Annotated in this window: 16 protein-coding genes; 11 read left to right on the forward strand and 5 right to left on the reverse strand. The window is 70.5% G+C overall.

Annotated features, from left to right (window positions below; genetic code table 11):
• Positions 1 to 251 precede the first annotated feature (251 nt).
• The 4 genes from ACZ432_RS03510 (at position 252) to ACZ432_RS03525 (ending at position 4487) form a co-directional block, all read left to right on the forward strand.
• Positions 252 to 527: a PadR family transcriptional regulator gene (locus tag ACZ432_RS03510; RefSeq protein ID WP_058366900.1), complete on the forward strand. Its 276-nt coding sequence runs from the start codon at positions 252 to 254 to the stop codon at positions 525 to 527.
• Between the two features lie 91 nt (positions 528 to 618).
• Positions 619 to 1938, forward strand: a complete 1320-nt coding sequence (locus ACZ432_RS03515) for an MgtC/SapB family protein (RefSeq protein WP_426963623.1) — start codon at positions 619 to 621, stop codon at positions 1936 to 1938.
• A gap of 86 nt (positions 1939 to 2024) precedes the next feature.
• Entirely contained in the window at positions 2025 to 3365 is a 1341-nt protein-coding gene (locus ACZ432_RS03520) for a class-III pyridoxal-phosphate-dependent aminotransferase (protein WP_426963622.1), read from the forward strand.
• 153 nt (positions 3366 to 3518) lie between these two features.
• The gene (locus ACZ432_RS03525; protein ID WP_426963620.1) at positions 3519 to 4487 is read left to right on the forward strand and encodes an HhH-GPD family protein; all 969 of its coding nucleotides are present in this window, start codon (positions 3519 to 3521) and stop codon (positions 4485 to 4487) included.
• Between the two features lie 23 nt (positions 4488 to 4510).
• Here ACZ432_RS03525 and ACZ432_RS03530 read toward each other — a convergent pair whose 3' ends face one another.
• Together ACZ432_RS03530 and ACZ432_RS03535 are read right to left on the reverse strand one after the other, a co-directional pair.
• Positions 4511 to 6262, reverse strand: coding sequence for a M56 family metallopeptidase (locus tag ACZ432_RS03530; protein WP_426963619.1), 1752 nt, complete (start codon positions 6260 to 6262; stop codon positions 4511 to 4513).
• A complete protein-coding gene (locus ACZ432_RS03535; protein WP_426963618.1) occupies positions 6259 to 6756 on the reverse strand; it encodes a hypothetical protein in 498 nt (165 codons plus the stop codon). Before ACZ432_RS03535 ends, ACZ432_RS03530 begins: the two co-directional genes overlap by 4 nt.
• A 131-nt stretch (positions 6757 to 6887) precedes the next feature.
• Between ACZ432_RS03535 and ACZ432_RS03540 the strand changes: the two genes are divergently transcribed.
• From ACZ432_RS03540 to ACZ432_RS03555, 4 genes are all read left to right on the forward strand, one after another.
• Positions 6888 to 7259, forward strand: a complete 372-nt coding sequence (locus tag ACZ432_RS03540; RefSeq protein ID WP_426963617.1) for a phage NrS-1 polymerase family protein — start codon at positions 6888 to 6890, stop codon at positions 7257 to 7259.
• Positions 7256 to 8575, forward strand: coding sequence for a hypothetical protein (locus ACZ432_RS03545; protein ID WP_426963616.1), 1320 nt, complete (start codon positions 7256 to 7258; stop codon positions 8573 to 8575). Before ACZ432_RS03540 ends, ACZ432_RS03545 begins: the two co-directional genes overlap by 4 nt.
• Positions 8576 to 8711: 136 nt before the next feature.
• Positions 8712 to 9812, forward strand: coding sequence for an HNH endonuclease (locus ACZ432_RS03550; protein WP_426963615.1), 1101 nt, complete (start codon positions 8712 to 8714; stop codon positions 9810 to 9812).
• Positions 9813 to 9900: 88 nt separating this feature from the next.
• On the forward strand, positions 9901 to 10410 hold the full coding sequence (locus ACZ432_RS03555) for a universal stress protein (protein WP_426963614.1): 510 nt from the start codon (positions 9901 to 9903) through the stop codon (positions 10408 to 10410).
• Between the two features lie 67 nt (positions 10411 to 10477).
• Here the strand turns inward: ACZ432_RS03555 and ACZ432_RS03560 are convergent, their stop codons facing one another.
• Positions 10478 to 11434 carry a biotin--[acetyl-CoA-carboxylase] ligase gene (locus ACZ432_RS03560; RefSeq protein ID WP_426963613.1) on the reverse strand — a complete coding sequence of 319 codons (957 nt, stop codon included), beginning with the start codon at positions 11432 to 11434 and terminating at the stop codon, positions 10478 to 10480.
• A gap of 102 nt (positions 11435 to 11536) precedes the next feature.
• Positions 11537 to 12979, reverse strand: a complete 1443-nt coding sequence (locus ACZ432_RS03565) for an MATE family efflux transporter (protein ID WP_426963612.1) — start codon at positions 12977 to 12979, stop codon at positions 11537 to 11539.
• A gap of 251 nt (positions 12980 to 13230) precedes the next feature.
• Here ACZ432_RS03565 and ACZ432_RS03570 point away from each other — a divergent pair, with 251 nt between their 5' ends.
• Both ACZ432_RS03570 and ACZ432_RS03575 read left to right on the forward strand, forming a co-directional pair.
• A complete protein-coding gene (locus ACZ432_RS03570) occupies positions 13231 to 13980 on the forward strand; it encodes a DUF5058 family protein (protein WP_426963611.1) in 750 nt (249 codons plus the stop codon).
• A gap of 142 nt (positions 13981 to 14122) precedes the next feature.
• The gene (locus ACZ432_RS03575) at positions 14123 to 14737 is read left to right on the forward strand and encodes a hypothetical protein (RefSeq protein WP_426963610.1); all 615 of its coding nucleotides are present in this window, start codon (positions 14123 to 14125) and stop codon (positions 14735 to 14737) included.
• Between the two features lie 170 nt (positions 14738 to 14907).
• Here the strand turns inward: ACZ432_RS03575 and ACZ432_RS03580 are convergent, their stop codons facing one another.
• Positions 14908 to 16668, reverse strand: a complete 1761-nt coding sequence (locus ACZ432_RS03580) for a glutamate--tRNA ligase (RefSeq protein ID WP_426963608.1) — start codon at positions 16666 to 16668, stop codon at positions 14908 to 14910.
• Between the two features lie 251 nt (positions 16669 to 16919).
• Here ACZ432_RS03580 and ACZ432_RS03585 point away from each other — a divergent pair, with 251 nt between their 5' ends.
• On the forward strand, positions 16920 to 17144 hold the full coding sequence (locus ACZ432_RS03585; RefSeq protein ID WP_426963607.1) for a hypothetical protein: 225 nt from the start codon (positions 16920 to 16922) through the stop codon (positions 17142 to 17144).
• Positions 17145 to 17146 lie beyond the last annotated feature (2 nt).

Consider the following 17146-nt stretch of genomic DNA (forward strand, 5'->3'; position numbering starts at 1 on the left):
GCGGCCGCTCCGTCGACCCGCCCCGAACCGATCACTCCGCCGAGCGACTCGACCGTTCGTCCCCGTTCGTAGATCTCTCCGAAGGAAGGTAATACCGGTCTCCCTTCACGTCGTGCCACCAGTATTCTCGGTCTGTATGACAGAAATACCGAACGGTATTGTGCCCTTACGTGAGGTCTAAGGCCGTATTTGAGGGTTTAGAACGATATTTTTATGGTATCTCGACAAGAACGTTCGGCACGACCACGCCAATGTACGACTTGACAGGTTTTCAACGTGACCTCCTCTACGTGATCGCCGGTCTCGACGAACCCCACGGTCTCGCGATCAAGGACGAACTGGAGGACTACTACGAGAAGGAGATCCACCACGGGCGCCTCTACCCGAACCTCGACACGCTCGTCGAGAAGGGGCTCGTCGAGAAGGGCCAGCGCGACCGGCGGACGAACTACTACACGCTGACCCGTCGGGGCCGCCGCGAGATCGAGGCGCGCCAGGAGTGGGAAGCGGAGTACGTCGACGCCTGATCCGGACGTTTCACGCCGCCCGCGAACCTTCTCTCGGAGTCCGTCCCCGGAGACCGGGCGCTTATGCCCCCCGACCGAGTAGGCGGTCTCCATGATCGACGCGGTCGCGACCGGCGCGGTGTCCCTCCTCCCCGCGCCGGCACAGACGTTCTTCGGCGTCTCCTTCGAGGAGCCGGTGGTCCGGCTGGCGCTGGCGGCGGCGCTGGGGCTGTTCCTGGGACTGGAGCGCGAGTGGTCGGACAAGGACGCCGGGATCCGGACCTTCTCGCTGACCAGCCTGCTCGCGGCGGTGTTCACCACGATCGCGCTGGAGTCCTCGTTCGGCGGGCTCCTCGTCGTCGTCGGAGCGGTGGCGGCGCTCACGCTGGGCGTGCTTTTGTCCGCGGAGGGGCTCCGGCAGGGCGGTCACAGCCCGCTGGCGCTTACCACCACCGTCTCCCTGCTCGTGACGTACGGCGTCGGCGTGCTCGTCGCGGTCGGGTTCGTCCTCGAGGGGGTCGTGGTGTCGGTGCTCTCCTCGACCCTCCTGGTGCTCAAGCGGGAGCTGCACTCGTTCGCGGGCAACCTCTCGCGCCGGGAGATCCGGTCGGCGACGGAGTTCGCCATCCTCGCGTTCGTGATCTATCCCCTGCTGCCGACCGGGCAGGTGGACGTGCTCGGCGTCCCGCTCGAACCGCGCGTCGCGTGGCTGATGGTCGTCACCGTGGCCGCCATCGGCATGGCCAACTACGTGCTGGTGCGGACCTACGGCGGCCGCGGCATCGCCGTCACCGGCTTCTTCGGCGGCCTCGCCTCCTCGGCCGCGGTCGTGGGCGCGATGCTCGACCACATCAAGAGCCACCCCGAAAGCACCAACTACGGCGTCGCGGGCGTCCTGCTGTCCAACGCCGCGATGGCGCTGCGGAACCTCGCCATCGCCGTCGCGTTCACGGTCACGGTCGGCTCCGCGGTGCTGTGGGAGACGGCGGTCCCCCTCGGCGCGATCATCGTCGCCAGCGTCGTCATCGCCTACCTCGTCGCGGAGTGGGACGCGCAGATCGAGATGGAACTTGAGAACCCCTTCTCGATGCGGAACGCGCTCGCGTTCGGCTCGGTGTTCCTGTTCATCCTCGCCGGCTCGTCGGTCGCGCAGTCCGAGTTCGGGGCGGCCGGCCTCTTCGTCAGCGCGCTCGTCTCCGGACTGGTCTCGTCGGCCGGCGTCGCCACCTCCGCCGTGCTCCTGTACCGGAGCGGAACCATCGGCAGCCAGGAGGCCGTGATCGCGATCCTGCTGGCGACCGCCGCGAGCATCCTCGTGAAGGTGCTCCTCGCGGCCGGCGCACCGCGGGACTTTCTCCGCCGGGTCGGCGTCTGGAGCGCCGTGACGCTCGCGGTCGGCTTCCTGGCGACCGCGGCCATGGTGCTCCTCTGAGCCCCCGGCCGGTGTCGGTTGCAGTTCTCTCCAACGTTCCGGTGTGAGGCCCGGATTTAACTCCCCCTCGCGAGACACGGATCGGCATGGACAGGAACACCGCACGCCCCGAGGTCGAGGCGTTCCCCGGCCCGCGGGCCCGCGAGTGGGTCGAGTACCACCACGAGTCCGCCGCGCCGAGCACCTACGTCTACGACTTCGTGTGGGACCGCTCCGCGCCGGCGGAGGGACCCTTCTGTACCGACGTGGACGGCAACGTCCTCATGGACTTCACCAGCCACGTCGCGGCCGCGCCGCTCGGCTACAACAACCCGAAGATCATGGACGACCTCCGGGAGTTCGACCTCGTCGACCCCCTGAAGATCGCCGGACAGGACTTCTACGTCTCCGGCGGCGGGTCGCCGGGCGACCCCCTCCCCGGCCCGGCCGGCCTGATGGACCGGCTGACGGCCGCGACCGACCACTACGACATGGACATGGTGTTCCTGTCGAACTCCGGCGCGGAGGCGGTCGAGAACGGGATCAAGATCGCCTACGACGAGAGCGGCGGCGCGAAGTACGCGATCACCTTCGAGGGCGCGTTCCACGGCCGCACGCTCGGCGCGCTCTCGCTCAACCGCTCGAAGGAGGTCTACCGCCGGAAGTTCCCGGAGATCTCGGGCGTCCACGACGTGCCTTTCTGTGACGACGCCGGCTGTGACCCCGCGTCCTGCTCGTGCGGCTTCTTCGCTGACGGCGTCTCGCGGCTCCGGCGGAAGATCGACCCCGACCGCGGCCACATCAATCCCGAGGAGGTGGCGTACCTCATCATGGAGCCGATCCAGGGCGAGGGCGGCTACCGGTTCCCCTCCGACGCCTTCATGGAGGAGGTCGCGGCACTGACCGAGGAACACGACATTACGCTGATCGCCGACGAGATCCAGTCGGGCGTGGGCCGGACCGGCGAGATGTGGGCCTCGGACCACTACCCCATCGAGCCGGACGTGATCACCAGCGCGAAGGGGCTCCGCGTCGGTGCGACCATCTCGCGTTCGGACGTGTTCCCCGACGAGAAGGGGCGACTCTCCTCGACGTGGGGCGCGGGCGACGTGATCGCCGCGCTGCAGGGCTCGCTGACGCTCGACGCCATCCACGAGCACGACCTGATGGACAACGCGACGGTCCGCGGTCGCCAGTTCCTCGAGACGATGCGCGACGCCGACCACGAGGGCGTCGTCGACGTGCGCGGCAAGGGACTGATGCTCGCGGTGGAGTTCGAGAGCAAGGCCCTCCGCGACGACGTGCTGGAGGCGGCGCTCCAGCACGGCCTGCTCACGCTCGCGTGCGGCTACAAGGTGCTCCGGATCCTCCCGCCGATGGACGTGACCGAACGCGAGATCGAACTCGGCTGCGAACTGCTGTCGGCCGCCATCGAGGACGCCGTCTGAGCCGGCCCCGGCCTCGGCGACGGCGCGGACCGCCGCCGGCGACCGATCCCGGCGACGGGGCGGAGCACGGCCGGCGACCGATCCCGGCGACGACTCCGCCGACAGCCCGCCCGAACCAGCACCGCTAAACCGCGGCCGGTCCGATCCGCGACCATGAACGAAGACGGCGCGACCGCGGGGACCCACGGCGACGGCAGCGCCCTCGCGGACGGCGACGCGCCGGCCCTGCCGGACGACCGCGACGCGGTCCGCGAGGCGCTGACCGCGTGGTACGAGGACGACCACCGGGACTTCCCGTGGCGCCGAACCGAGGACGCCTACGAGATCCTCGTGAGCGAGGTGATGAGCCAGCAGACCCAGCTCGACCGCGTGGTGCCGGCGTGGGAGGCGTTCCTGGACGAGTGGCCGACGATCGAGGACCTGGCGGCCGCGGACCGCAGCGAGGTGGTGGCGTTCTGGTCGAGCCACTCGCTCGGCTACAACAACCGCGCGAAGTACCTCCACGAGGCGGCGACGCAGGTCCTCGAGGAGCACGGCGGGACGTTCCCGGAGACGCCCGAGGAACTGCAGGAGCTGATGGGCGTCGGCCCCTACACCGCGAACGCGGTCGCCTCCTTCGCGTTCAACGCGGGCGACGCGGTCGTCGACACGAACGTCAAGCGGGTGCTCCACCGCGCCTTCGCCGTGCCGGACGACGACGACGCGTTCGAGCGCGTCGCGTCGTTGCTCATGCCCGAGGGCGAGTCCCGCGTCTGGAACAACGCGATCATGGAACTGGGCGGCGTCGCCTGCGGGACGAAACCGCGGTGCGACGAGGCGGGCTGTCCGTGGCGGCGCTGGTGTCACGCCTACGAGACGGGCGACTTCACCGCGCCGGACGTGCCCGAACAGCCCGAGTTCGAGGGGAGCCGGCGCCAGATGCGCGGCCGCGCGGTGAGCGTCCTCGGCGAGTTCGACGAGCTGACGCTGGACGAGCTCGGACCGCGCGTCCGCGTGGACTACGCGCCCGGCGGCGAGTACGGCCGCGAGTGGCTCCGCGGGCTGGTCGAGGACCTCGCGGACGACGGGCTGGTCGACGTGGAGGGGGACGGCGAGGAGGCGACCGTTCGGCTCCGAGCGTAGGGGACCGGGCCCGTCTCGGCGCCTCACCCCTCCTCGTCGGCCAGCACCGCCGCGATCCGTTCGTCCGTGCTCGCGTGGGCGTTCTCCAGCACGACGGCCCCGAACAGCACGCGGTACGGGGCCGCGAGGAACCGCGGGAGCGGTCCCGTCTCTGCCGGCTCGGCGTCCGCGCCGCCCGCACCGCCCGCGGGTGGCAGCGTCGCTCGGAGGCGCTCGAGGCGACGCAGCGCCCGGACGAACGTCTCGGTTCCGTGTTCGCGTGCGGCGTGCCGGTCGGCTTCACGCTCCACGCGCGGATAGTCGCGGGCGACGACGAGGGCGTTCCGGCCGCCGACCGCGGCGCCGAACAGGGAGGCGAGCAGGTTCCAGCGCGGGTCGCCGTTTCGGACGTGATACTCCTCGTGGGCGATCACGGCCGCGACCTCCTCGTCGGTGAGTTCCTCGAGCAACCCGGTGCTCACGACGATGGCGTCGCGACCGGGGAGGGACTGGGTCGCGAACGCGACGGCGCGCGGCGTCGCGAGGACGCGGACCGGAACGCTCCCCTCGCCGGCCTCGACCGCCTCGACGGCGGCGGTCGCGCCGCTTTCCGACCCCATCCGGGCGGTCGCCCCGGTCCCGACGGTCCTCTCGGCTCCGACCGCCGCTCCCGCCACGCCGATTTCGGTCGACTCGATCGGGCGTGTGCGAGCGCGGAGCGTCCGGTACGTCTGCATCCGTCGGACGAGGTGGACCCCCCACAGTCCCAGTAGGCCGACGAGCGGCAGCGTGAGGACCGCGAGCGCGACGAGCGCCGCGGCCCGCGGGAACGGCACGCCGACCGCGGTGAACGCGGCGGTCGCGGCGGTCGCGACGGCGGTCGGATCGGCCGATTCGGCCGCGGTTGAGACCGGCCACGTGCCGGCCAGGAAAGCGACGACGGCGCCGACCGAGAGCACGTTCAGCGTGAGGAAGGCCCCGAACCACGCCACGCGGAGCGGACGCGAGTCGATCGGTCGGTTCGGAACGCTGTCGACCCCCTCGAGGAACCGCCGACAGAGCCGCACGTAGGCGTATAGCGCCGCGAGCGTGTTGACGACAAGAGCCGCGGTCAGGGCGGCGACGCCCGCGGGACCGACCGCGTCCGACGCGACGACGAGTAGGGCGACGTTGCCGCCAGTGAGCAGGAGCGGGACGCCCGAGAAGAAGGCGAGCGCCCACACCGGGAACTGCCGTCGCAGCGTCACCGATCCGGGCGCAGTGGCGTACGCGAAGACTGCACACAGAAACATCGATAGCAGCAGCACCGGCCACCGGAAGCCGCCCGTTCCGGCGGTCCACAGTCCGATCAGGACCCCCCCGAGCGGCGGCAGCGCCGCCGGCGTGATCCGGTAGGTGTCGATATCGACGACGGAGCCGGTCCGGCGGTGGAACCGCCGGAAGTGGACCCATCCGGGGACGAGCGGGACGAGCGTCAGGAGGAGGCAGAGGCTCAGCGCGGCGCCCGTCAGCGGGACGGCAGGGGCCGGCGAGAGAAAAACGGCGGCCGCGAGGACGCCCGCCAGCGCGGCCAGCGACGCGTACGGGAGGCGGGTGTCGACCGCGACCTCTACCCGCCCCGCGGCGGGGTTCGCGCTCGCGCGCAGGGTGAACAGCCGCGAGGCTCGTGACCAGCGCCACTCGGGCTCGGTCTCGTTCCCGCTCTCGCGCGTCGGTTCGCCGAGCGCGGCGTCGAGTTCCCGGCGCACCAGGTCCCACGGGCCGGCGAGCGACCCGGCGACCCGCGCGAGCGTCACGGCGACGGGAGGAACGCCGGCAGGTTCAGCAGCGACTCCTCGAGGTCGCGGTCGTCCGCGTCCTCGCGGTCGTCGACCGACGCGCGGACGCCGGAGGGGAGCAGCCGCTGGAACTGGGCGTTCGAGAGCAGGAACACCGTGGGGTTGTCCCCCGCGAGCATCTCCTCGTAGGCCATGTAGTTCACCCGGGTCCCCTCGAGGTAGTTGGAGCGGACGAGCTCGTCGAGCCCCTCCGGGATCCGGATGTAGCCGGTCGCCTCCTCGCCGTGGTCGGCGCCGTACACCTTCGTTCGCGTCACGTCGCCGTAGTTCGGCTCCCGCAGGGCGTACTGTGAGAGGACGATGTAGTCGGCGTTCCGCTCGTAGTTCCAGTAGACCGAGTGGCCGTGGACCTCGTGGTCGTCACCGACGACGGTGTGGACCTCCGGCGGAAGCGGGATCTTCCGGTCGGATTTCACCTCCTCCTGGTAGAACATCGTCCAGTCGTGTTGCATCGCTTTGGTATTCCCAACCGATTCTGATACCGTAAATGCTTCCACGGCGCGAGCCGCTTTACGCCGGCGAGCCGATTACATTTATAAAAATTGACAGTATTTACCGTTCCGGCGGCCCACGCACCGAGTGCATGACGACGAACCCACCCGAACTCGGTATCTCGGTGCTGGAGGACGACGAACTGGTGCGGAAGGCGCGCTCCGCCGAGAACGGTCGGCGGTTCCACCTGCTGTTCGACCACGGCTGGGAGTCGCCGGCCGTCAGGGAGGTGTACGAGAAGCCCCGCCACGCGCGGCTCGCACTTATCAACCACCTCATCTGGTGGGCGCGCCACGACACCGATCAGGTCCGGCGGCTGTTCCGGCGGTCGGCGCTGTGTCCCGGCGACCTCACGCGCTACCGCGCCTACTTCGTCGAACTCGTCCGGTCGGCAGTCGCGCTGCTCGGCCGCGAGTGTTACGACCCCGGCTACACCGCCGCGGACGGGGAGGGGTCGCAGTGAGTCCCGAGCCGACCGACGGACCGACCGACGGAGTGACCCGGCGGTCGTGCCTGACGGCGACCGCCGCCGGCCTGGGGCTGCTCGCAGGCTGTACCTCGGCCGGGACCGACGGGAACGCGGGCGCGGCCGAAACCGAGGCGGGAGTCCGGGAGTCGGCGCTCCCCGAGTTCAGCGTCGACGAGGACGCACAGCCCCGACCGATGGTGCTCGACGCGGCCGTGACGGGCGACGCCGAATCGATCGCGTTCCTCGACGAGTTCCCCGTCGAGGTCGCCGTTGCCAACGTCGGGGGCGCCGCCATCTCCGATCTGTCGATCGAGGTCGGGGTCGAACGGGTCCGCGAGGAGGACGGGCTGACGAGGGCGACCGTTTCGGAGCCGGCTCCCGTTTCTGTCAGCGTCTCCGACGTGGAGTCCGGCGACTGGACGGTCGTCGAGGCCGGCCTTCGGGTCAACGCGGCCGGGGAGTGGCGAGTGACGACCGACGCCCCGGAGCACCCGGAGTTCGAGCGCCGGATCGACGTCGCCCCCCGGCGCCTCGCTCCCGGAGAGGCGGTCGCCTCCGAGGTCGGCGGCTTCGAGATCGCGGCCCGCGAACCGTCGGTCGAGCGCGCGCTCCACTACGAAACGGAAGAGGGCGGCGTCGGCCTGTTCTCCGAGGAGGCGACGGGCCTCCTGTCCGCCGAGGAGGGGAACGCGCTCCTCGTCCATCGGTTCGCGGTCACTAACACCAACGCGGAGCGGTCGGTCGGGTTCGGGAGCGTCCTCGCCGATAACCACTTCGTGAACGCGCGGCTCGGGGGCGAGCCGGCCGACCCCGTCGACGGCGAGGTGCTGCGCGACGGCCTGTCCGCGCTCGTGATCCCCGAGGATGCGGTGCCCTTCGCGAACAACGTCGTCGAGCCCGGCGAGACGGTCGAGCTCGCCGCGGTACAGGAGCTTCCGGACGACGCCCTCGCGGAGGGGACCGTCTCGATCTCCCTCGACGGGGAGACGGCCGACGTGGTGGTCGAGTCCTACGCGGAGGCGCCCGCGCTCCCGGCGTTCGACCTCGTGGACGCTCGCGTCGACGCGACGGCCGACGGCGGCGACCCGGTCGTCGAGGTGACCGTCGAGAACACCGGGGACGCGCCGGGGACGTTCCGCGGGGCCGCGCAGTTCCACGCCGACCGACCCACCGCGTCCGACTGGCCGTTCCTCCCGGAGGGGGTCGCCCTGACGCTCGAACCCGGGGAACGGGGGATCGGCCGGATTCCGGCGTCCCGCGGCGAGGACCGCTACCGGGTGCAGCCGTTCGGCCGGGAGGTCGAGCGGTGAGCCCGCGACCGCCGACCGCGGTCGGGAGTTCGGTCACCGCCGGTCCCCCGGGAGCGACCGCTCGCGAACTGACGGCAAGCGTGGGGGTCGTGAGTCAGGCTTTAGCCACCGGTGGGGCAACGGAGGGGTACAAACCGTGAGTCGATCCTCGACGGCGTACCGGGACCACGGCATCGAGAGCAGGTACGACGACCCCGGAAGCTACGGGGAGCGGGAGTCCCACTACGGGAACGGCCGCTATCCGCCGGACTGGGAACAGCGGCGGGAGGCGGTCTGGGAGCGCCAGAAGTACCAGTGCGGACGCTGCGGGACGTACAAGGGCGACGCCTCGGTGAACGAGGTCCATCACGTCGTCCACCTCGCGGACGGCGGCTCGAACGCGCTCGAGAACCTCGTCGGCCTGTGCGGCGACTGCCACGCGCTGATGCATCCGGACGTGGACGCGATCAGCGGCACCGCCGGGCGCGCCGAACTGTTCCCCAACGAGTACGCGGACGACCGCGTTTCCGTCATCAGGGAGCCGATCGACGCGCCCGACCTCGCGACTGACGTGCGGCGACTGACGGCGTTCAGCGCCCCCGACGAGAACGCAAACGCGGTCACGGCCTACACGGTTCCGACGAGCGCCGAAACCGCCCGGCGGGCGGAGTCGTCCCTGCACCGACTGCTGCTCGACAACGACTTCGTCCCGCGCACGTCGGCGTATCACCGCGTCGCCGTCCGGCCGCGGGCGACGGGATTGCTCGGGGCGATCTCCTCGCGCGGCGTCGACCTCACCGCGGAGAGCGATGCCGAGGTCTCGACCGTGGAACCCGCGGACGACGCCGCGGACGGGCTCGACGTGTACCACTCCGCGGACGGCACCGTCAGCGACCTCGAGATCGTCGACGGCGCCGGGGAGTCGACGGGGGAACGCGTGTCGCTCGACCACCCCGACGGCGCCCGGGTCCGCGTCGAGAAACCGGTGTCACCGCCGCCGCTCACGGCCGCGACCGCGCCCGAGTACGCGCTCGACGCCGCGCGCTACTTCGGCTGGGGCTCCGCGAAACTGGGCGTCGTCCCGGCCGTGCTGCTCGCGCTGTTCCGCCCGGACCTCCTCCCGGGCGGCGGGTCGGTGGCCGGCGTGCTCGTGACCGCGTTGCTCGTCGGACTCCTGCTCCGGACCCCCGCGATCTACCGTGACGCGACCGCCGACCCGACGGACGCGGTGGTCGACGAGCGCAGCGAGAGCTCCTGACGGGCGCTCTCGCCCCCATCGTCGGCAGGAACCGGCAAAGCGTGCAAAGAGTTATATCTCCGAGCCATCTATCATGGTTTGACATACCATGGCGCTCTACGAGCGGGTTCTGGTTCCGACGGACGGATCGCCGGAGGGGGAGCGAGCGGTCGCGCACGCGCTGGAGCTGGCGGCCGCACACGGCGCGGACGTCCACGCCCTCTACGTGATAAACACAGCGAGCTACGCGGGGATGCCGATGGAGACCTCCTGGGAGGGGGTCGACGACCTGCTGCGCGCCGACGCCAAGGCGGCCGTGAACACGGTCGGGGAGCTGGGCGACTCCTTCGACGTGGACGTGACGACCGCGGTCGTCGAGGGGTCGCCGAGCCGCGAGATCATCCGCTACGCCGAGGACGAGGGCTGTGACGTGGTCGTGATGGGGACCCACGGCCGCGGCGGCATCGATCGCCTCCTGCTCGGCAGCGTCGCGGAGAAGGTCGTCCGCGGGTCCAGCGTTCCCGTGCTGACCGTCCGGGTCGGCGATGGCGACGGAGAGGCCGAGGCTGCGACCTCGGAGGAGGGAGCCGCGGGGCCGGAGGCCTCAAGCAGCAGCTAGACGCGTCGCTCTCGGGTGCGTCCTCCCGCTCTTTCCGTTCCCCAGTTCTCATTTCGGCCGCCGCGTCTCACTCCGCCCGTCGGAGGTGTTCGCAGTCGCCCGCCAGCACGCGTTCGCGGCCGTCGTCGGTCTCGACGACGAGCGCCCCCGGGAACTCGACGTCGACCGCCTCGCCCTCCACGACGCCGCCGGGAGTTTCGACGCGGACGCGCCGCCCGAGCGTCGCCGCGTGCTCCCGCCACGCGGGCAGCACCGCGTCCGGGTCCGCGGTCAGGTCGTGGAAGCGTTCGAGCAGGCGCTGGACGAACGCCCGGCGGTCCACGTCCGCCCCGGCTTCGGCCCGCAGGCTCGTGGCGTCGACCGGGAGCGCCTCGGGGTCGACGTTCGCGTTGACGCCGACCCCGACGACCAGCCAGTTGACGCGGTCCGCCTCGCCCTCCATCTCCGTGAGGATCCCCGCGAGCTTGGCGCCGCCGCGGTCGCCCGCCTCGCCGCTCTCCGGGTCGGGGACGAGCACGTCGTTCGGCCACTTGATCGCCGCGTCGACGCCGGCTTCGCGGGCGGCCTCGGTCGTCGCCACCGCGGCCGCGAGCGTAATCACCGGGGCGTGCGCGGGCGGCAGGTCGGGCCGGACGAGGACCGACAGCGAGACGCTCCCCGGCGGGGAGACCCACTCGCGGTCGAGCCGGCCCCGGCTGCCGGTCTGTTCGGCCGCGACGACGGCGACCCCCCCGGCGCCCCCCTCGGCGAGTTCGCGGGCGCGGTCGTTCGTCGAGCCGAGCGTCTCGTGGAACTCGACCTCGTAGGGCGCCTTGAGCCCGAAGGCGATCGCGTCGCCGCCGTAGTCGGGAACGTCGCGGACCTCGTAGCCCTCCTCGCCGCTCTCGACCGCGAACCCGGCCTCGCGGAGCGCCTCCACCTGTTTCCAGACGGCGGCGCGGGAGACGCCGAGGCGGTCGGCGAGGGCGGGGCCGGAGACGGGGCCCTCCTCCAGCGCGTCCAGCAGCGCGCGGCGCGTGTCCATGGGCCGCGTCAGTCGGGGAGGGAAAAAGCGGTTGCGGCCGGCGGGTCGACCGAGCGGAGCCGATCGGCCGAAACCGGTCGAGCGGGGACAGCCCGGGGCGACTCAGTCGTCGGTGACGACGCCGTCGTCTCCGGGAATCGCGTCGTCGTCGACCACGTCCGGCTCGGTCAGGTCGCCCTCGCGCCACGTTCCGCGGCGGTACCATGCGTAGGCGATCAGGGCGCCGGCGACGTTCGAGACAGCGAACGCCATCCAGATGCCCGTCTCGCCGTACGGCCCGACCGCGAACCACGCCACCGGCAGCCGGATGACGCCGAGCATCAGCACGGAGATGGCCGCCGCGGTGAGCGTCTTGCCGGCCCCGCGGAAGCTCCCGGTGTACGCCCGCATCACGCCGATGAACCCGAACGAGAACGCGACGTATCGCAGGAACTCCGCGCTGACCGCGACGACCTCGGGGTCGGGCGAGAAGACGCTCGCGATGGCGCCGGCGGCGAACCACGTCACGACGCCCACCAGCGCGAGGATGCCGAACAGGGTCTTCGCGGCGAGGTCCGCGGCCCGCTCGGCGCGGTCGGGATTGCCGGCGCCGATGTTCTGTCCGGTCATCGTCTCGACACCCCGCGCGACCGCGATGGCCGGCAGGAACACGACCGAGAACACGCGCGTCCCGATCCCGTAGGCGGCGACGACCGTGTCGGGGAACATCGCGACGATGAACAGCAGGGCGTTTATCGACAGCGCGCGGCCGGTCCCCTCTATCGACGCGGGCGCGCCGATCCGGACGAGTCGCCGGGCGTAGTTCATCTCGGGCAGCATCTCGGAGAGGCGGATCTTCACGCCCCGCCGCCCGGCGAACATGACCCAGAGGCCGACGACCAGCGCGAGCGCCCGCGAGAAGACGGTCGCGACCGCGGCGCCCTCGATGCCCAGCTCCGGGAACACCCACCAGCCGAAGATCAGGAACGGGTCGAGGACGATGTTGATGCCGACCGACCCGGCCATGACGAGCATCGGCGTGATCGTGTCACCGTAGCCGCGCATCAGCGCGATGAACACGAAGAAGCCGAACATGAAGACGAGGCCCGCGGAGATCACCTGCATGTAGGCGGTCGCGCCGGGCAACACCGCGTCGGAGGCACCCATCAGCGCGAGGAAGTCGTCGACCAGCAAGTAGCCGACCGCCCCGAGCAGGAGCGAGCCGATCACCGCGAAACCGACCGTCTGGGAGGCGGCGTACTCGGCCTCGCGCTCCGCGCCCGCGCCCGTGTACTGCGCGACGAGCACGCTCCCCGCGACCGAGATCCCCATGCCCAGCGAGATGAGCAGAAACACCATCGGGAACGCGAAGCTGATCGCCGCCAGCGCCTCGGTGCTGTATCGGCCGAGCCAGAACGTGTCCGCGAGGTTGTACGCCGTCTGGAGCAGGTTCGTGACGACGATGGGCAGGGAGAGGTAGAACAGCGGCTTCCCGATATCTCCCTCGGTCAGGTCGAACTCCTCGCGGCCCTTGAACAGGCTCCCGACGCGTTCGCGAAAGCTCACCGTCTGCCCTCCAAGCCGGCCCGGAGGGACGGCCGGCGTGTCGATCGAGTCATCGAGTTGTGACTGACTAACCGGTCAGTCAGTAAAAGTGGTTGGGTTTCCGAATGGTCGCTCTCCACGGTGGGCTTCGGAACCGCGAGGGATCGGACCGTGCAGTATCCCTCCCGTTGCCCGCGGATCGTCCCCTTTCACCACCGAATTTAACGCGATCCCACAGGCATTTCTGTTCTTTTTGTGCACGGTCGACCGCTATGGTAGGATACGAGCTGGTCTCGCTTGCGCCAGCATACATGGACGTCGCCAACAGTCGATGGCTGTGGCTGTCGACGGTGCCCGTCGTGTCGGTCGTGCTGCTACAGGCCGCGATCTTCCTCCGTCGCGCGTGGCGCGACGGGAAGGAGATGGGGATCCCCGAGCGGAAGCTGAAGACCGGGTTCAAAACGGGGCTCATCTCCGCGATCGGCCCGTCGATCGCGGTGCTGGCCGGGATGTTGGCGCTGATCGCGACCGTGGGCGGTCCCGTCGCGTGGATGCGGCTCACGGTGATCGGGTCGGTGGCGTTCGAACTCCCGGCCGCCGAGTTGGGAGTCAGTCAGTACGGCTACAGCCTCGGCGACGAGGGGATCTCCGAGGAGGCCTACGCCACGGCGGTGTGGGCGATGACGCTCGGCGGCACCGGTTGGTTGCTCGTCTCGGCGTTCGGCACCAGACACATGGAGACCGTCAGAACGAGGATCAGCAACGGCAACGAGCGGCTCGTTCCGGTCATCAGTGCTGCGGCGATGTTGGGGGCGTTCGCGTACTTTCTGAGCGGAGAGGTCACCGCCGGAACCCCGGAAACGGGCTCCGCTGCCGTCGGGGGGCTCGCGATGCTCGCACTGCTGTACGTCGCCGACAGTCGAAGCGTGCAGTGGGTCAGAGAATGGGCGCTCGGCGTGGCCATGCTCGTCGGACTACTGACTGGCGTCGCGATCCAGGTGGCCGTCGGGAGCTGGTGGTGACATGGGGAGCCGACACAGCGAGCGAGACGGCGGGTCTCAGGCGTCCGACGGCGGGGTCTACGAGGACAGCTTCGTTCCCTACGTCAACAAGTGGGGGCGGCGAACCAACCTCCTCGCAGTCGCGTTGTCGTTGGGGCCGGCGGTGGCGCTGCTGACCGTCTTCGACATCATGCCTCCGAGAGCGGCGATCCTCGGTGCGTTCGTTTCGGTGGCGGTCACGTTCGGTTGGGCCTGGTTCATCGAGCCGGTGTCGTACTATCCCGTACTGGGGATTCCCGGAACGTACATGGCGTTCCTGTCGGGGAACATCTCGAACCTCCGGTTGCCCTGTGCGGCGGCTGCCCAGGAGGCGACGGACATCGAGACGGGGACGTCCCGGGCGAGCATCATCTCGACGGTCGCGATCGCCGCCTCGATATTCGTCAACACGGCCGTTTTGGGCGTCGGCTCGGTGACGCTCGTCTCGGTGTTTCAGGCGCTTCCGGAACTGTGGCAGAACGCGCTCGAGTCGTATCTCGTCCCGGCGGTCTTCGGTGCCATCTTCGCACAATTCGGCCGGGATTACCCGAAGGTCGCGGGTATCGGCTTCTCGATAGCGCTGCTCATGACGGTCCTCCTGGAACTCGGATATCTGTCGTTCCTTCCGAGTTACCCACTCTATGCCGTGATAATCGTCTCCGTGTTCGGCACGACGGCCGCGGCACGGTGGATGTGGCAACGCGGCATGCTTTCGCCGCCCGAGCAGGTCGACAGCTGACGGGGCCGTCGGGCTCTGTCAGCGAACCGACCGGCGTCGGATCTCCGCCGTCCCATCGCGGACCGGGCGGTGTTCGCTTCGGCGAGATGTGTTGGCCTCGATACCCTTACTTCGAGACGACGAGTGCCCTCCCGCGGCCGCGGGCGACGGCGCCGCGGTCGCCTTCGAACTCAGTCGTGGCTGAAGTAGACGACCACGTCCTCCTCGCCGGTCGGGCCGCCGTCCTCGGGCGTTGGCGCGGGGTCAAACGCGTCGACGCGCACGAAGCCGACGCGCTCGAACTGGATCGACTCGCCCACCTCGAGGTCCGCGACCTCCGGTTCGGCGTAGCCGAGCACGTCGCCCTCGACGGTGCGCATTCGGGTGACCAGGCTCTCCGCGGCGGGGACCCAGTGAATCACGTCGACGCCCTCCTCGCGGACCAGGTCGATGTCGTCGCTCACCCACTCGAAGGCGCCGTCGGCCTCGCGGACGCAGCCGTACCCCTTCAGCCAGACGCGGTCGCCGTCGGCGGGGAGGTCGCGCTCCTCGATCAGCACCGTCCCGGCGGGGATCTCGCGCCGGCCGCGGTCCTCGTGGTTGGGGTGTCGCGGCGGGTGGCCGGCGTCCGGGCCGCCCGCGATCTCGCGCTCGATCGCGGGGTCGTCGCCGCGGTCGCGCACGAGGAAGTAGCGGTCGGCCGCGTCGTCGATCAGCTCGCGGTTGGTGGCGTACACCGAGGACATCGCCAGGTCCACGTCGGAGGTGGACATGCCGAGCCCGGTCATCGCGTCCACGAGCGCCTGCCCGCGGATGCCGCGCCGGCGGACCGACTTGATCGTCGGCGCGCGCGGGTCGTCCCACCCCGTCAGTTCGCCCTCCTCGATCAGCGCCTTGATCGTGGAGGTCGAGAGTTTCACGTCGTACTCGTCGAGTTGGACGTGGCCCCAGTGGAGCACCTCGGGGTACTCCCAGCCGAAGTAGTCGTAGACGAACCGCTGGCGCTTCGCGGAGTCCTGCAGGTCGATGCCGCGGATGATGTGCGTGACGCCCGTCAGGTGGTCGTCGACGCCGGACTGGAAGTCCAGCATGGGCCAGCAGTCGTAGTGAGCCGCCTCCTCGCGGGGGTGGGCGGCGTCGACCATCCGGAACGCGACCCAGTCGCGCAGGGCGGGGTTCTTGTGCTCGATGTCGGTCTTGACGCGGAGGACCATCTCGCCGGCGTCGTACTCGCCGGCGATCATCGCCTCGAACTCCTCGCGGACGGTCGCGGCGTCCTTCTCGCGGTGGGGGCACGGCTCCGCGTCCGCCTTCAGTTCGCGGAACTCCTCGGCGGGACACGAGCAGGTGTAGGCGCCGTCCAGGTCGATCAGCTCGCGGGCGTGCTCGTAGTAGGTCTCCAGCCGGTCCGAGGCCTTCAGGACCACGTCCGGCTCGAAGCCGAGGTAGCCGATGTCGTCGAGGATCGCGTCGTAGGCGTCCAGGTCCGGGCGCTTCGTCTCGGGGTCGGTGTCGTCGAACCGGCAGATGAACTCCCCGTCGTAGCGCTCGGCGTAGGTGCCGATGACGGAGGGCATCCGCGCGTGGCCGATGTGCCACGGGCCGTTGGGGTTCGGCGCGGCGCGCATGACGACCTCCCCCGCCTCGGCGTTCGGGAGGTCGGGCAGTTCGTGTTCGTCCGCCTCGTCCTCGGCCTCCAGCTCCGCGAGCGCGTCGGGGTCGAGCTCGCCGAGCCGCTCGCGGCGCTCGGCCTCGTCCATGCCCGCGATCTCGTTCACCACGGGCGCGACGACGCCGGGGATCTCGTCGCCGTGCGGGCGGAAGTCGGGGTTCTCGCCCATCAGCGGGCCCATGATCGCGCCCACGTCCGGGTCGCTGCCGTGTTTGAGCGCGTTGAACAGCGCGGCCGTCTCGGCCGCCTCGCGGACGCGCTCGCGGAGTTGATCGTCCATTAGCGGGCCGTTCGCCCGGACTCGTAAAAAGGAGCGTGGAACGCCCGCTGCTCCGTTCCGACTCCGACCCCACCGCGGCCGAGCGAACGGCACTCCGTGGCCGAGCGAACGGTGCTCCGCGGCCGAGCGAACGGTGCTCCGCGGCCGGCGCGGGTCGCGGGGTTTTAGCCCGCGCCGCCCGAATCGGAGGGCATGAACGCGGACGCGACGACGCCGGACGGACGCGGGGGATCCACCGGGAGGCCGCGCTGATGGTCGGCCCGCTGAGCGACGAGGACCGCGCCGCCGGAAACGCGAAGCTGAAGGTCGCCTTCGTCGCGCTGGTCACCGCCTCCGCGGGGCTGGTGGCGTTTCAGGTCGGGGCCTCACCGGCGGGGGTCGGGGCCGCGCTCGGCGGTGGCCTCCTCGTCGCGCTCGCGCTGCTGTGGTACCTGCTGCGACTCGCGGGCGAGTTCGGGTCGACCCGACGGCGGTAGCC

The organism is Haloparvum alkalitolerans, from assembly GCF_055381565.1.

What these genes read in the sequence shown, in the direction of transcription:
- ACZ432_RS03525 (WP_426963620.1), top strand. Translation starts at nt 3,519, where the DNA reads ATGAACGAAGACGGCGCGACCGCGGGGACCCACGGCGACGGCAGCGCC.
- ACZ432_RS03520 (WP_426963622.1), top strand. Translation starts at nt 2,025, where the DNA reads ATGGACAGGAACACCGCACGCCCCGAGGTCGAGGCGTTCCCCGGCCCG.
- ACZ432_RS03580 (WP_426963608.1), bottom strand. Translation starts at nt 16,668, where the DNA reads ATGGACGATCAACTCCGCGAGCGCGTCCGCGAGGCGGCCGAGACGGCC.
- ACZ432_RS03585 (WP_426963607.1), top strand. Translation starts at nt 16,920, where the DNA reads ATGGTCGGCCCGCTGAGCGACGAGGACCGCGCCGCCGGAAACGCGAAG.
- ACZ432_RS03510 (WP_058366900.1), top strand. Translation starts at nt 252, where the DNA reads ATGTACGACTTGACAGGTTTTCAACGTGACCTCCTCTACGTGATCGCC.
- ACZ432_RS03540 (WP_426963617.1), top strand. Translation starts at nt 6,888, where the DNA reads ATGACGACGAACCCACCCGAACTCGGTATCTCGGTGCTGGAGGACGAC.
- ACZ432_RS03560 (WP_426963613.1), bottom strand. Translation starts at nt 11,434, where the DNA reads ATGGACACGCGCCGCGCGCTGCTGGACGCGCTGGAGGAGGGCCCCGTC.
- ACZ432_RS03555 (WP_426963614.1), top strand. Translation starts at nt 9,901, where the DNA reads ATGGCGCTCTACGAGCGGGTTCTGGTTCCGACGGACGGATCGCCGGAG.
- ACZ432_RS03570 (WP_426963611.1), top strand. Translation starts at nt 13,231, where the DNA reads ATGGTAGGATACGAGCTGGTCTCGCTTGCGCCAGCATACATGGACGTC.
- ACZ432_RS03535 (WP_426963618.1), bottom strand. Translation starts at nt 6,756, where the DNA reads ATGCAACACGACTGGACGATGTTCTACCAGGAGGAGGTGAAATCCGAC.
- ACZ432_RS03515 (WP_426963623.1), top strand. Translation starts at nt 619, where the DNA reads ATGATCGACGCGGTCGCGACCGGCGCGGTGTCCCTCCTCCCCGCGCCG.